General features: G+C 57.0%; 4 protein-coding genes. 1 reads left to right on the top strand and 3 read right to left on the bottom strand.

The features are described from left to right. Positions 1 to 11: 11 nt before the first annotated feature. From RGM2987_RS20050 to RGM2987_RS20040, 3 genes are all read right to left on the bottom strand, one after another. A complete protein-coding gene (locus tag RGM2987_RS20050; RefSeq protein ID WP_245144566.1) occupies positions 12 to 2,861 on the bottom strand; it encodes an RHS repeat-associated core domain-containing protein in 2,850 nt (949 codons plus the stop codon). Between the two features lie 132 nt (positions 2,862 to 2,993). Continuing rightward, the gene (locus RGM2987_RS20045) at positions 2,994 to 7,847 is read right to left on the bottom strand and encodes a neuraminidase-like domain-containing protein (protein ID WP_245144565.1); all 4,854 of its coding nucleotides are present in this window, start codon (positions 7,845 to 7,847) and stop codon (positions 2,994 to 2,996) included. Positions 7,848 to 7,856: 9 nt separating this feature from the next. Then, the gene (locus tag RGM2987_RS20040; protein ID WP_245144564.1) at positions 7,857 to 11,462 is read right to left on the bottom strand and encodes a Tc toxin subunit A; all 3,606 of its coding nucleotides are present in this window, start codon (positions 11,460 to 11,462) and stop codon (positions 7,857 to 7,859) included. Between the two features lie 395 nt (positions 11,463 to 11,857). On the opposite strand from RGM2987_RS20040, the gene RGM2987_RS20035 reads away from it, so the two are divergent. Next, the gene (locus tag RGM2987_RS20035; protein ID WP_245144563.1) at positions 11,858 to 16,279 is read left to right on the top strand and encodes a hypothetical protein; all 4,422 of its coding nucleotides are present in this window, start codon (positions 11,858 to 11,860) and stop codon (positions 16,277 to 16,279) included. Positions 16,280 to 16,412 lie beyond the last annotated feature (133 nt).

Genomic DNA, 16,412 nt, shown 5'->3' with positions numbered 1-16,412 from the left:
TATTACTGCGTCTATGTTCGGTGCCGAACTTTTAATATCGTTGTCAAGGAGTCAGCGTTTCGCAAGATAATGGACTGGCGCAATCCGGTTTCCTCTCGGTAAATATTTGCCCTTTCACCGCTGGTTGATGTGGGTCTTTCGCCGACTTCGTTCAAGGCGGAGTTAATTAGTCGTATATAATTTTCTCGTGTTCTCGCTCCCATGCTAAGTTCGGAAGGAGGCTCAATATTAGTCGATCCATTGCGTACGCGATAGAAAGATGAGTTCAAGGATTGAAAGATATAACTATCGATCTCATCAGGTGTGGCGCTGGCCTTCGGTGCTTCTTTGCCTACATACCAAAAGTCATCGATGAAATCACGGTCACTAAATGATCTCATAGAATGAGTTGCTTCATGTAAGATGGTCGATGCTAACCCAACAGGGTGGGTGTTTTCGATATACGACCGACTCAGCCAAATCGAGTTGCCTTGAACCGCCGTATCAACGGTAACTCCCGAAAAGCTTTGGCTGGCAACCTCAGTCAGCGACAACCTCCAGTTTTCATCAGTGCTTAATCGATTCATATAGGTTTTCAGTTCTTTCATGGTTTCCAGTAACTGGTCCTTTAAACCTGCTGGGTCGTTTTCTGGTAGTGAATAGTCTGAGCCAAAAATATACTTCATCACCTTGGTTGTAAAAAGAGTGGTTTCTTGCGAGTTCAAGTCTGCAATTGTTTCATCCAGCCAGGCGTGGCCGAGTTCCATAGCACCTTGGACCTTTTTTTGAATGTGAGTTGGAAAATTTCCAAGTCCGCGGGATAAGATCCGCGCCCCAAGGTTAATCTCACTCAATGCTTCTTGTTCGTTCATAACGTCATAACTATTTCCTCCCTCTATATCTATATGGTTAATGGGGGAGTTTTTAAGCATTTTAAAAAAATTCAATCCCTCTATTGGTCCAGCCGGATCCGGATTAATCCACCGCTGCAACCAACTCGCGTAATACCTGAACCCATAATAATAAAGCCCCGTCGCATCCCGCTCTTTCCCCGAATAACGCACGGTCTTATAACTGGCTTCCACCTCACTTCGCCCGGCAAACCAGGCCGTACCGCCATAGGGATGATAGATTTCCCTGCTGATCACCTCGGCATCGCTGTCCAACTCCAAGCTGCTGGAACCCAGATGGTCGGTCAGGCTGTAGCGATACTGATCGTTGCTCATGCCGGAGGGCGGTGCGGTTTCCCAGTGCAACACCTGCATGGCGCTGCGTCCGGCCTGCACGCAGATCACTTGCAACACTTCGCCCGTACCTTCGCGAGTACGGATTTCCAGACCTGGCAAATAGCGAACCTCTGTGATCAACGAGCGGGCGTTGGTCTGGCTGCAGCGGACTTTGCGTCGCCGCATTCCATCGCCGCCGTAGAAGTACAGTTCGCGATCATCGTCACCGCCTTCCCGTTCGACCGGGCGCACCTCGCGCAATTGATTGCGCAGGTCCCAACTCATGGCTTGTCCCGGTTGCAGTTCCAGCAGATTGCCGTTGCCGTCAAAAGCGGCGGCAATGTCCTCTTCGGTCGGTGGCCGGTCCCTCAGGTCGGGCAGGCAACGGTTGCTGTAGCGCGCAGCCGTCAGCTTGCGGCTGTGGCTTTGCGGGCCGACATGGACCAGTTCCAGCAAGTTGCCACCCGCGTCGTAATGGTAAGTTTGCTGATAGTTGGCGACTGCGCGAGGATCTGCGAAGCGGTAGAATTGCGGCCCTCGGCTGACGCTCCCGGCTTCCCAGCCGGTCGCCTTGATCAACTGATAGAGGGTGTCATGGTCATAACGGTTGATCGGTTCCACTCGCTGGTTGGCGAAGTAGCGAATGGGCAGGGCTGCATCTTCGATACTCAGCACATTGCCCACCGGGTCATAGTTGTAATGCAGGTCTTGCAGCGCCGCCTCGGCTCCATGTCGAGCCTGAAGTCGGGTCAGGCGACCGTCTTCAGGACGATAGGTCAGCGTACTGACCACACCGTTGCCGGCGGTTTCCTGTTCAACTTGGCCGTAGGCGCTGTAGGTAATGGCATTCACCAGGGTTTGAGGCGCGGCCTGACCGCTCAGGTGCAAATGGCTCGCCAATAATTGACCATCAACGGTGTAATCGAACAGTTGCCGATTGCCCTTGGCATCCACCTGTTCCAGCACATCGCCCAGCGGATTGAAGCGGGTTGTGCTGGTCGCCGCCTGCTCCGAAGGTTCCAGCAGTACATCGCGCTCCGGCAACCCATGCGGCCAATCCGGCATTTCCAGCGAGCGCAAAAAGCGCCGGGTCTGCTTGAGCACGCCCCCGCTCAGCGCATACTCGTCCAACTTCTGGGTGCCCGCAGGATCATCGTGTCGGATCACTTGCCCGCATTGGTTGTGAGCGGCGAAATCGGCACTGGCATCAGCGTATTCATACCGTTCGGTGCAACGCGAGGCTTGGCCTTTGCCCTGTTCGTAAACGGCCAGTGGACGCAGCAGATCGTCGTATTCGACCCGTCGCTCAGTCTCTCGGCTGTCCCAGGTTTGGACCGGTTGATCGCCATCGCCGAACAGGCTGATTCGCTCACCTGCATCGACACTGATCGAACCCAATACCTTCCCGGACAGTGAATAGCGATTGATCAGGTTAGCCGGTGTCGCGGCATCTTCTGCTCTGAGTGCCCACAGCCTGGGATCCCACTGCTCGATCAGGCGCCCCATGGCGTCATAGGCACTGCGGTTGATCCGTTCTTCAGGTTCCGCCTCTTCGACGGAACGGCAATAAGCAACCGCCCGCACCGCCAGCCCACGGGGGTCAACGACCGCCAGTATCGGTGTGTGAGTATGAATATCGCCGGTCAATCTCGGCATGGCGCAGGCTCGTCGCACAATGGCGTCAATCCAGTAACTGCCTGACTCACGCTAACGACTACTGTCAGAAATGACAGCGCCGATAAATGGTTGATGCCTATTTTCACGACACGGATCTTCTCAATGGTTCGTTCACGCTGAGCCTTCGCTACGTCTGGCGGTGTAGGAGAGATGAATAATGATGTCGGTGAGGGACTCAAGCATGGCCTCCTGGGCGTCAGGGTTGGGGAAGGTCAGGCTCCAACGGGAAACGGCCCCGGTGTACTCGAACGGCAGGTAGCGTTCATCCTGAAAGTTGAGCTGGAACTGACCGTTGTCATCAACCCCATGTGAAAGCGCGATTTGCTGATGAGCCCGCAGGTTTTCCTTGGCGTTGCCAACGGAGGGCGCCATTTCAACCTTGCTATAGCTCTGGTTCATAATGGCGCAGATATCCGTATAGGGTCCCACCGTGACAGGCAGGGACACGCTGAGGGTCTTGATCCGTCGCAGGTAATGATTCTGTCCCGCGTAATCGTCGTCGAACATCTTTTGCGTCAGTTCGAAATCACAGGTGCCATTGGCCTTCAGCGCGTCTTTGATTTCCTCCCAGGTCTTGTTGATCGTCGAACTCGGGTCCTTGGCCTTCAGCTCCTTCAGCGACACGGTTTTTCGAATCTCCAGCTCCCGCTTATTGTTTTGCAGGTACTCACGGTGCATCTGCAGCAGGCTCATTTTCAGCTCTTCCCCGGCACCCAGGCCACGGTAAGTAGAGTTCCACGCGCCGGGACGGATATAGCTGCGAGTGAAATCGCCCATTTCGTACTGCCAGCAGGATTCGGCCGCCTGACACAATGACTGTGCCGTGTTGTAAGCGCTGTAATAGAAACTGGCGAACTTGCTATTGAGCCAGTCATAGGTCTGGGACTTGCTGAAGCGATTGCTGCTCAACAGAAAGTCATGGGTGGCCTTGGCCTGGTCCAACGCGGTTTGCGCCTGGCGCAGTTGCAGTTGGGTCGCGGTGTGTTGCGCGTCAAACATGGCCAGTTGCGCCTTGATCTGCTCGGCTTCGAGCTTTGCCTGGTCGCGGGCCTGGGTCCATTCCTGAGCGCGGCGGCGGTAGCTTTCGATACGGTCCATGAGCTGACCATCGGTATAGAGCGCTGTCGACGCTGCCTGAAGCCCGGCCACGACGGCATAAGCCGGAGCCTCGAGGCGTTGGCCACCGACTGCCAAGCCGACAATGTTCGGTGCCCCTTTCAGGTTTTCTGCCGTCATCTGGACAATAGAGGCCCCGGTCTGGGCCAATCCACCCAGATAGAAAGCCGCTCCGGCGGCTATTTCCCTGCCGCTCACGCCATCATTCAGCAACTTTTCGTAATAACTGACCCGCCCTGCGATAACGGCCTGGCTGGCCAGCAACGCCTTCTTGTTCGCCTCATCGATCTTCCCGGCCTGGATTTGTATGTCCAAGGCCACCTTTGCCAGATTCCACGCCTGTTGCTGTTGCAACTCCAGGTATTGCGCCTGCTCCTTGCGCTCAATCAACGACAGCAACGTCGAGCCGAACTGGATCACGCTCTCCACCGCATTCTGCGCAAGGACGAACATGAAATTAAAGCGGTAATGGGGAATTTGCGGACTCAGCAGACGGTCAAATGCCGCGCCGGACAGCCCCTGGCCCCAGGCAGTCAGCAAAGCGCGCGGGTCCAGTGGCGCGGCGAACAACGACAGGTTCAAGGCATTACCGCCCATGTCGAGGTTATGCCGCAGGTTGTACAGGCGGCTTTCGGCCCGTTCCCAGCGCTGGATCAGTTCGGGGTTGAAGGGCCGGCGCAAGTAAGGGTTATCGGCACTCGACAAGGACGAGTCCTCGGCATAGGGCCGCAAGCACAGCAGCGGGGCGACCTCCCAGGCCGGGGTCTTGCCAATGCGCAAGGGTGGATCGTCCCGGAGGCGACGCCGGGTCTCGACCAATTGTTGTTCGAACCCACGCAACGCCGCATTCGTCGCGCCACTCAAGGTGTCCAGCGTGATCGGTTGCCAATCGTCCGCCTGCCGGATATCTGGCCGCTTACCCAATAAATCCAGGATATGCACATAACGCAGTTTGGCGTCCGCCAGCCCGTCCGGCGTCAACTCTCGATAAGCCTGGTCGGCCTGGTTACCTTCGATATCGATGTAAAGTCCGTACAGGGCTTTGCGAAAGTGCACCGGGAAACCCAGGGCAATCTGGTGTGGATCGTCCGGGTAAAGAATCGCCTGGCTGGGATCTGCCGGGGCGGGCCATACGGGGGTCTCCAACGGCACTGCCTGCCAATAGCCGGGATGTCCCGGGTCGACACTCTGGCGCATGGGGTCAAACACATAAGACAGCCAATGTTTGGCCTCGTCGTACTGTTGTTCTTCGTTCAAGCGGTGAGCTACCAGCCATGGCAGGTAAAGGAACAGTTCGAGGAAATACAGGTAGTACGCGCCCGCGAAGTCCATCGGCTCGCTGCCAAGATCGTTGGGAATCGGCGGCTCTATCCGGTGCGTCTGGGTTTCCCACCTCAGTAGAGGCTCCATGCCTGTCTCCGCGAGTTGGATCAGCTCCCTGGCGAAGACAGTGTTCATGCGAATAGGGGCCCGACTTACCGCCGGTGATTCCAGCCCATCGCTCATGGCGATGCTTGAACCCGTGAAGTCAATAAATTGCGCGTTACCCAGCGAAGGGCTGTCATCCAGGTTATTGATACTCGGAGCAACTTGTGGCTCTGCTTCAACCGCTTCTCCCCAACCGATAGTCAAGGCGTTGAGCGCTCCGCCTTTGAGGGTCCAAGGAGAGGAACGCCCATCAAAGACCAACACACCGTAAATGAGCGCAATCTCGAGATTTTCCGGGCCAGCAGGCCAATCCACCGGCCAGCCATCAGGTTGGTGGGTAGTTTGGTCGATCGAGAATGAGTAGGTGAGTGTGGAATCCTTGGGCAAGCTGTAGACGGTGCCGGTGTTATACAGTGCGCGCATTCCTGCGAATGTTTCAGGTAGTTCGTCGGACTGGACGTCGATCGGGTGTGCGATGAACAGTTGGAAGCCGTATGGCCAGACTGCCCCTCTGGATGTGTAGTTAAGTTTCAGTCTCTCATCAGAGCCCCCGGTCGTTTTCCATAAATAGAAATCCGTGTGCAACATTGAGAAATCGAAATGGTTGAATCCAAGAATAGACTTGTTGAAGAATGGCCAGGATAGCCGTTTCCCCGCCAGGGGAGCGGAACCACCCTGTGGTATGGAGGGGGCTGTAAAGTGATTATCTAGATCGGTGTCGCAAATGAACCCGATGTGCCTTCCGTCCTTGAAGTCAAACTCATAAGTGGTCGGCACCGCCGCCATGAAATCGGTCCCGATGGCTTCCAGGGTAGATCCGTCAAGCAGTGCAAGCGTCCCACGTGGCGACTGATCCGACTCGCTATACACCAACGTAAGTCTTAAAAGCTCGCCCCTTCCTTTCTTTTCGCGAAAGGACACGACAACCGTATTGACCCCCTTAAAACTTTCCGTCAGCCTGACCGTCAGTTCTATATTGGAACTGCTCCGATTGTAGGTGACATCGATATCTTTCCGGCTTTCCTTGATCCTCGATTGCCAGCCACCAAAATCCCAAGTGTCTTTTTCTTCTCCTGGGGTATAAGGCGTTACCGCGCCGAACTGAAGGGTGCCGGAAGGAAGCCAATATTGAAATTGGCGCACATTCGGGCTGGCATTGGCAAAGAGATGTCCGATATACAGCACATGCGCTTTGCTATCGTCCCCACTTTCTTGCGCCAGTGACATCAAGCCCGGTTTGACGTTAGGCACAACCCCGAATGAAGGGAACAACGGCGTCACATTGAAGTTTTTGTCGATTCGCACGGTTCTGAGAAAATCGTACGTGTCCTTGTCGCCTGTAGAATCCGTGTCATCGGGTTGGTAGTTCGAAAACAACATAAGCACCATGCTTTCAGGTGACGTCGAGTGGTCATACACCGCGATGGTCTGGGTTTCGCTTTCGATTTCTTCCGGCGTCCTGGCGATCAGAGCGGGCGTTTGGCAATAACTGTCGATATAGACCCGCGGCGCGCTCCAGTTGTCATCGTATTTCTTATAGCTGACGTACAAACAGAACCGTGGCCGAATCTTGACCGCCATATCGGCTTTCCCTTCAGGCGCAATCACATCCGGATCCTGGTACTCCACCTCGGCCCAGCTCACAAACAGGCGGTTATTGAACCAACATGGCCGGATCGTGTGTTCCAGGGCCTTTTCGGAAATTGGTACATTGGCTTTTTTCCAATCCGTCCAGGCATTGGGCAGGGGCTTGTCGTATTTTTCAGGAACAACACCTGGCTGCCTCACCGGGCGTTGGGACATATCCAGCGAGCGCCAGTAATAAACGTTTTCGGCGGGGGATTTACCGATGAAATAATAAGTGCTGTTGGCAAAGTCTTCGCCGTCGATATAGCCATTGCAGACCTTCAGATTAGCGATTTCCTCGAAACGTGCCAGGTAGGCCAACACTGCCGATTGCACCGTGTCGGGTTGGATCTGCGCCTGGTTGATGTCGTTTTCCAGTTGCTCGAAACTGTCGGTCTTGGTCAGGCGCAGGGTCGGGTCCAGATAGATGTCCGGGAAATGATGCAACTGCTGGATAGCCGCCCAGATCGGGTAGCGGTTCAGACCAGCGCGCCAGGCCTCGGTCTGCCCGACCGTGAAGCTGTCGTCGCTGTATCCGGGCTCCATGTTCAGCATCATCCCGTTGACCAGTTGCTGCAGGCTGGCAATGGCACAGGCCACCGGGCTGGTCGGCACATCCTGGCTGACCAGTACATCCAGCAACCAGAACTCATACAGGTCCTCGGCGGTCTTGATCCGGTCGGCCAGTCCCTGCTCGATCAGGTACTCATCGTTGGGCACCGCCTCATGCAAATACAGCGCGAGCATCGCGTCACGAAAGGACTCGTTCAGTGGAGCATCGAAGGCAGTCGTCATGATCGTTCCTCAAACAACACGGGCACCTGATGAATCAGAGACGGAGCTGGCAGCCATGACCGCATCACCGACGGCTTTCCACGTCTCCAGGCTGCTTTGTTCATTCAACGCCGTGGCTTGCAGCAGCGCTTTGGCCGATAGCCCGCTGGCCTGGCAGCTCACCAGGCAACGGCGCACCCAGTCCACCTGCGCCATTGACCGGGCACGTTTGTCGGTCAGGAGGTCGGTCAGGACGGTAATCTCTGCTTCCGGCCACTCCAGCAGCCGGGCCAAGGCGCTGTTGGCCGTCTCGCTGACCCTCTGGCGCAGTGCCTTGTTTTTCAGTTTGGGCGGGGCCGGGTTGGCGAGGCTGAAGTAGCTCAGCAGGCTGTCTTCCGATTGGCTCTGGGCCTGGAACCAATGGCTGAAGCGTTCAAACAGATAGAGCTCGGCGAGCGAGGGCTCACTGTTGCTCACTGGGTATTGATCGCCAACCAACCAGGCCGGATTGACCAGAAACACGCGCAAGGCGCTGTTACTCAACCGTAGTTGCACGACGATCTCGGCATGCTGCAACAGGCGCTGGAAATGCCCGACCATTTCAGGGCTCGTGCCATTTTCGAGTGCCGCGACGAGCAGGCTGTAGACCGAGGAATGGGCCCAGTGAATAACCGCGACGCAACGATCCGGAGGCAGCTTCGCCGTTTCCTGGAAAAGTCCTTCGAGCAACTGGATTTGCCGGTTGCAGGCCCCCAGCAATAATTCCACGAGCTTCTGCGCGCAGGTTTGTTTAACCGCCGCGCTCAGGGTCAAAGCTGCGAGCAAGTCGTCGACGTCGGTCGTGAGCCAGGTGACCGGGTCATCGACCAGGCTCAACGGACGATCGAGCCCAGGCAGCAAGCCGTTCTCATCCAGCAGCGAGGCGTTGACCAATAACTCAAACCAGTCGAGTTCAATCGGTGTGGGCTGCTCATCATGGGTGGGCAGGCCCAGCGCGGAGACCTGCTCCTGGGTCACCACACTCAGCTCGGCATCTTCGTGCAATTTCAGCAGACGCTGGAGCAGGTCATCGGACAGCGGCGCGAACTCAAACGCCCTTACTCGCTGATCAGCCTCGGGGTCGCCGCCAACCGCAAGGGGCACGTTTGGCCCCAATCGCTGCTGCAATTGCGCCACCGTCTGTTGACTGTCCTTGAGCCAACGGACGGCCCAGTCCAGTTGCATCAGTACATCGAGGACATCGGGTACGCCAGCGGCTGTTCGTGGGCTCAGGCGACCGCTGGCCAGTGCCGTTTTGTAGCGTTGACCGCCGAGCAGTCCTGTCAACGTCAGCAGATCGGCCACCGAATAACCGAACAACCGGGCGATCCGGGCCTGGCGATAGAGTGACGAGACGGTGGGCAAGTCACGCTTGAGCCCCCCCAGGTATCGCTGGGTCTGCCCGGCGATCAACAGCAAGCCGTCCTCGGTCGGCTGTACACCCAGGCCGGCACACAGTTGCAGCAGGGTTTTCTGAGTGGCAGGCGTCGCGCTACTCAAATCGAGAGATGTTTGATCAAGGATCAGCGGCGTGTCGAACAACTGCAACCGGTTGAACACCTGGTCGAACAGCGGCACCTCGTCCTTGCCGCTGGCATAGGGCGTGAGGTCGTGCATCAGTGCGGCGAACTCCCGGGGATCAATGCCGTAATGCTGGTTCAAGTGGCGATAAACCCCCAGGGCGCGCAGGGAGTTTTCGTTGAGTTCCATCCCCAGGTTGGTGTCGCCCTCGGCCCGGATCGCGCAGAGGATCAGGGTGTCCAGTTTCGGGAAGGGAATCTCGCTCCAGCGTTGCAGCCGGATCATCCGTTGCAGGCGATCAAGGCGATTGAGCGAAGTTTTGGTCAGGCACCAGTATTTTGTATCGCCCAAGGTCTCTTGCTCCAGGCCCATGGAATTATCGAACTGATCACGGATGATCGACTCAGGCTCGGGAGGGTTGTCGACGGCATACCACTCCCTGGCGGCGCCAGTGCCGTTGACGTAGCAGGCGCCGTACTGGGACGCATGGGGGAACGGCGAAACTTTGCCGGTAATGTCCGGGATCGCAACACCGGCGTTTTGCAAGTTTTTGCTCGGGCAGTTCGGTGACAATCGCACCGCATACCTGCGCTGACAAAGGAGCATTTCCACCTGCTCGGCATTGAGGCCGGTGCGTTGCATGAAGTCGTTCAGATCAGTCATGTGCGACAGGGTCGAGTCCTCTGATACAGCGAAACCATAGGACTGTTTGAAGAAGGCTTGCTCCACTGTGGTCAGGGCGTACTGCTCGTCCAACGTAAGGGTGAAAGATTGCTTGGCCAGGTTCACGGGTTCGGCAACAGGACCGGCGGCGGTGATCAGATCGAATGTGGCGGTGTAGCCCGTCTCACCCTCCACTGGCTCCGCGAGCGGCGCATCGGACTTGATGAATGAAACGTGGGTTGCCGCTCCTGCGTTGTGGACATAATTAAGAAACCACCTACCGCCGCTGCCAGGCGCGGAGGAGTTCAGCGCCAACGTCACGACTTGGGTTTGCGCCGGCTTGCGAAAGGTCACAGGGGCAAGGTTTTTCCCGCTACTGGTGCTTGCTTGGGGGATATTTGCCACCGGCTCAACAATGCCGACATCCGCTTGCTCCAGCGGTAGTAGAAAGCAGGTCCCCAACGGCGTGTGGGGGCAGAGGTAAGTGCTGCCCGGGCTTTTCCAGCCCTCTGTCAAATCACCTCGCGTCAGGTAAAAGTTGCTGAATACCGAGGGCTCGACCAATAGCGCCTGCTGCTGTGGGCTCAGCCCTGACAATAGCCGCTGCGCTTGCAGCACCGGCGTTTGCACTTCGCCATACGGGTTGGTGGCATTCTGTCCGATGGGCAACAACAGACTGGCCTGGTAATTCAGTTCCCCCAGCCTGGGTTTGTTTTCGGATAGACCCAGTTGGCATTGATGATGGTAGAAATTGTAGGGCAGTTCGAAGGGAAAGCGGCGTTCGGCCAGCACCTGCTGAATGGGCTTGGTTTTGTCTGCCGGTAGGCCGTCCAGGTATGAGTGAAGGTGACTGCCCAGCACAGCGTTGACGATTTCCAGCATCGGCCTAGGCGTGAAGGTGCTTTCCTGGGTGATCAAAAGTTCCTTCAGGTCGGGGCGACGCCTGTCCAGCAGGATCCGTTCGGAGGCCGGACTGGTAGCCTCCAGTTGCTGGATAAATACCCGTAACGCGCTCAGGTAAGCCACTGGCGAATCAATGGCGGCAATGGCCCCGACCTCGCAGAACTCGTCCCAGTTTTCCTCGAACAAATTAGGATAAGTGGGCCCCAGCGGAACCAGAGCCCGAATACCGCTACGCTCGGCCAATGGCTGGAAAGTACCGGATGAGGTCTTGTACTCACGGTACAGGCGCGCAATCAGCGCCGCGTATCCCATGGCATTGTCGTACGCCAGCCCGGCGTCGGCATCGCTGTGCCTGGCAAGCTGCCTGGCGAACGCCGGTTTGGGCAGGCGAACGATGTCGAAGACCGAGGTGAAGCCCATTTTCTGCATGGCTGTCGCGAAATCGACGCGTTTTTTTTTCGGTGAGTCGTCGGCCTGGACAAGCGCGTTCATCAGCGAGTTGTTTTCCATATCGACGCGTCTCCTGCCTCATTGGGGCGGGGGGTAACGGAGTATCCAGGCAAGCCAGTGAATGGCAGCGTTCGTTGTTGAGGATGGTGTTCGCGACTTGCTGGGGCGTCTACTGTAGAAAATGACAGTGCTTTAGAGGGATTCTGCATAGAGGAGCGTTATTCAGGGTATAACCACCGACCTCCACGCTCATTTAGCGCTTATAACTTAAAGTGCCCGTCTGTATTAGGAATCTCTCTAAAAAACTGTAATTTTTGACAGTGGACGGCCTCGCAGGCCATGAGCAACATGTCCGGTACTGAATGATCAGCGACATGACAGGCGGAGCGAACTGGCAGATCTTTTGGCGAGACCGCCGACTACCGCTATCCCGACAAAAAATTAAGGAGCCGGTAATGGCCACTGATGATTTCGTTAAAAAATATGAATATGGCGAAGTACCGGAAGACACACCGGCTCCCAACGTCTTCAAAAAAAAAGGATTTATTGAAGCACCGACAGATATTCCTATTATTTTCGATCCTGAAGAAGAAGGTATATATCCACTTACAAAAGTGGTAATGGACGTAGAGCACCGACTTCTCGGTCTCTGGGCAAACCTTGAAGTGGAGTACTCATGGAACGGGCCCGGCACCGTATTTTATTGCAATACATTACAATACAGAGTCAAAAACATTGGAAGAACGAGCGGAAACATTATCTTTGGGTTTGCCTCGAGTACTTTTTGGGGAGGGGAAGAGATTAGTAATGACAATGCCATTCAAGACGGTAAGTGGCATCCAATTAGTGCAGGCGGAGCTGTATTTAGCAACTCCAGGACAGCGATTATAATATTTGAATATATATTCGATCTAGCTAACCTCCCTGATCCTTGGGCGTCGGTAATATGGACATTGGAATTTTCCCTCGCTCCCCCTACGATTACCAACCCAGGGGTGATATGGACAGCGCTACCAACACTGCGCGGAACAGGTGCCAACCTTGCCTCTGTCAAACTGTATCAGGCCGGGGCCGGAACCATACTCTTCGGGACAGGAGCCGTTCTGGGCAATCAGTGGGCGGCCCGGCTGACAGAGCCGTTGTGGATGGCCGACCCCTTCACAATGACCGCTTCGCAGACTGTGAACGGTGTGACATCCAACTGGGCGGTCCCCACCCCCTTCGCGGTGCTGTTCAAGCCGGTCATTTCTGCCGTAACCGTTTCCTCCGACGGCAAACCCACCGTCAGGGGAACAGGGGGGCTTAAAGACGCCACACTTGAAATCTGGCATCAAGGAGGAGGAGGCGGTGCTCAGTTGAGGACTACCGTTAATTCGCTTGGCAACTGGTCGGTTGCTGCCAACGCAGCGTGGCCCCCGGGCACATACAGCATTACGGCTAGACAGATTGGGAAGGTCACACAACAGAGTTCAGACTGGGCAGATGGCAAAACCTTTACGATCAAGCCTCCAAAGCCTGCGATCACCGCGCCACCCAACCCGGCCGCAGCCAACCAGGTGCTGACCATCACCGGCGTCCTCTCCGGCACCGTCACCCTGAAGATGCTCACCGAAGCAGGCGCAGAGATCCCCGGCACCTTCAGCGCCAGCGGGACTAGCCGCACCTTCACGCCGACGACAAACTGGGCAGTGGGCACTCAAAAGGTCAAGGTCGTCCAGACCGTGAACGGTGTGTCGTCCGATCCCAGCAATCTGACTACCCTGGCGGTGAAACCATCGAAGCCGGCAATCACCGCGCCACCCAACCCGGCCGCAGCCAACCAGGTGCTGACCATCACCGGCGTCCTCTCCGGCACCGTCACCCTGAAGATGCTCACCGAAGCAGGCGCAGAGATCCCCGGCACCTTCAGCGCCAGCGGGACTAGCCGCACCTTCACGCCGACGACAAACTGGGCAGTGGGCACCCAAAAGGTCAAGGTCGTCCAGACCGTAAACGGTGTGGAGTCCGATCCCAGCGATCTGGTTACCCTGGCGGTGAGGCCGCCGAAGCCGGTGATAACCAATCCTCTGGTTGTAAAGACAGATAAACCAACAATAAGCGGAACAGGTGTCGCCGGCGCCACGGTCCAACTCTATGAGCACAATGTCCCTGCTGTGATTCTCGGGACCGACACCGTGAAGACCGATAACACGTGGGCAGTCACGCTGACACAGCCGCTGCGGATGGCCGATCCCTTTACAATGACCGCTGCGCAGACCTTGAACGGTATGAAATCCGAATGGACGGCCCCCACACCCTTCGCGGTCCTGTTCAAGCCGGTCATCTCTGACGTATCCATTTCTCCTGACGGCAGACCCACCGTCAGCGGAACAGGTGGGCTTGAGGGCGCCACCATTGACATCCGGTTTCAAGGAGGAGCCGACGGTACTCAGTTAACGGCGACCGTTCAACCAAACGGCAGTTGGTCGGTTCTTGCCGACGATCCCTGGCCCCCCAATACCCACACCATCACGGCCAAACAGATTGGGCGGGTCACCCAGCAGAGTTCAGACTGGTCAGATAACAAAACCTTTACGGTCAAACCACCGAAGCCGGCGATCACCGCTCTGCCCACCCCGGTTCCAACCAATCAGGTGCTGACCATCACCAACATTTATTCCGGCACCGTCACCCTGCAGATGCTCACCGAGGCAGGCGCCGAGATACCCGGCACCTTCAGCACCAGCGGGACCAGCCGCACCTTCACGCCGACGACAAATTGGGCAGTGGGCACCCAAAAGGTCAAGGTCGTGCAGACCGTAAACGGTGTGGAGTCCGATCCCAGCGATCTGGCTACCCTGGCAGTGAAGCCGCCAAAGCCGGCGATGACCAATCCTATGGTTGTGAGGACAGATAAACCAACAATAAGCGGAACAGGTGTCACCGGCGCCACGGTCAAACTCTATGAGCACGGTGTCGGTGGTGTGATCATCGGGACCGATACCGTTAAGACCGATAGCACGTGGACGGCCACGCTGACACAACCCTTGCCAATGGCCGACCCCTTCACCATGGCAGCGTCGCAGACCCTGAACGGTATGACATCCGACTGGGCAGACGTTATCAACTTTGCGGTGCTGTTCAAGCCGGTCATCTCTGACGTAACCGTCTCTCCCGACGGCAGACCCACCGCCAGTGGAACAGGCGGGCTTGAGGGCGCCACCGTTGAAATCCGGTTTCCTGGAGGAGCCGGTGGTAATAAGTTGACCGCGACCGTGCAACCAGACGGCACCTGGTCGGCTCCCGCCGACGCACCGTGGGTACCCGACACTTACACCATCACGGCAAAACAGACTGGGCCGGTCACCGGGCAGGGTTCAGACTGGTCAGATAATAAAACCTTTACGGTCAAACCACCGAAGCCTGCGATCACCGCGCCACCCAACCCGACCCCAGCCACCCAGGTGCTGACCATCACCGGCGTCTATTCCGGCACCGTCACTCTGCAGATGCTCACTGAGGCAGGCGCCGAAATAGCCGGCACCTTCGCCACCACCGGCCATACCAGTCTCTTCACGCCGACGCCTGACTGGACACCAGGGCCCCACCGGGTCAAGGCCGTACAGACCGTGAACGATGTGGCGTCCGATCCCAGCGACGAATGCCTCTTCGACGTAGAAGTGGGGGATCAGCCTGAAGCGCCCCACTTCGAACTGCCGCAACCAGGGGCCAAAACCTCAACGCGCCCGCTTATCAGGGTTACCGGTCGGTCCTTGGCGCTGATGACAGTGCGGCATGAGGGTGGGCAGACATTACATTCGGACACGGCGAGCGCTGAGGGCGTGTTCGAGTTCGTGGTCACGACGCCCTTGGTGCCTGGAGCGAATGCCCTTGAGGTCAAACAGAAGGAACATGGCCCCGAGTCGGACTGGAGTGAGCCTCATCGCTTCACGGTAAAAGAACCGCCGCAAACACCGCAGATTGATGCACCCACGCCGGGCAGTTTCAACCCGCGCAAACCCACGATCAGAGGCCAGGGTGAAACCCGGGGGCAGATACTGCTGCGCCATGAGGATGACCCCGAGAACCTGATTGACACCCTCAATGGTGTCACGTCCTGGCGCTGGGCCGCCCAGGAGCCATGGGACGTGGGCCAATACACCATTCAGGTGCAGCAGACCGACGACGGCGACAGTTCCTCCTGGAGCGAGCCGCGCACATTTGAAGTGGTCGATGCCCGATACGGCATCGGCGACGCCGGCCCGGTGCTCGCTCAGCCGGTGCTGAGCAACCACGAGAGCGTGCTGTTGCGGGTTCAGGCCGTGTCCGGTGTTACCGGGGAGGCGGTCGATGGGGTAGAGGTGGAGTGGCGCGTTATGGGTGAGCAGGCCATTCTGGCGATGAGCATTACCGGCCCGGATGGCTGGGCCCACTATCTCTACACGCCAGGCACTGCGGGAGAACATACCGTCCTGGCCGATTTGACCAGCGAGAATCAGGGCATAGAAATAACCCAGCCGTTTGAGGTAACCGCATGGCAGGACGATGCCTGGGCACAGGTGTGCGAGCTTTATCTGGAAGGAGAAAAGGTTGATCTGGCCAAGGGTGAGCTCGCGTTGTTGGGCGGTACGTCCTACACCCTGGCGCTTGACGTCAAAAGCGCCAGCCCGTTGATGGGAACCAGCGTTTTGCTCGAAAACCAGTCGGAGGCCGAAGCGCTTGGCCTGAAGTTTGTTCCACCGCTGGGAACGCCACAGCCGCTTGTGGAAGGCCAGTCCGTACATTGGTCGATCACTTGCGACTTGGGCAAAAGCGGTTATTTCGGCTTGAAATTGACCTGTTCGATATTGCCGGACTGGTATTTACCGGGCCGGATTGACGAGCCATTAATGGCGTAGACTGAACATCTTTTACAAGACGTGATATCTCGCGCTGGCCGGTGAGACGCTTGGTCATGCGCTGACTGGGGATCGGAGTAGAGCCAGGCGACATCGACGGAATCAGATAGATTGCGGCGGGCCATTAGAAAGC

Origin of the sequence: Pseudomonas sp. RGM2987 (genome assembly GCF_022952855.1) — a bacterium.
In the GTDB taxonomy this organism is placed as follows: domain Bacteria; phylum Pseudomonadota; class Gammaproteobacteria; order Pseudomonadales; family Pseudomonadaceae; genus Aquipseudomonas.
The sequence above is the reverse complement of the archived record's forward strand: the minus strand, read 5'-3'. Positions and strand labels throughout refer to the sequence as shown.

What these genes read in the sequence shown, in the direction of transcription:
- RGM2987_RS20045 (WP_245144565.1), bottom strand. Translation starts at nt 7,847, where the DNA reads ATGACGACTGCCTTCGATGCTCCACTGAACGAGTCCTTTCGTGACGCG.
- RGM2987_RS20040 (WP_245144564.1), bottom strand. Translation starts at nt 11,462, where the DNA reads ATGGAAAACAACTCGCTGATGAACGCGCTTGTCCAGGCCGACGACTCA.
- RGM2987_RS20035 (WP_245144563.1), top strand. Translation starts at nt 11,858, where the DNA reads ATGGCCACTGATGATTTCGTTAAAAAATATGAATATGGCGAAGTACCG.
- RGM2987_RS20050 (WP_245144566.1), bottom strand. Translation starts at nt 2,861, where the DNA reads ATGCCGAGATTGACCGGCGATATTCATACTCACACACCGATACTGGCG.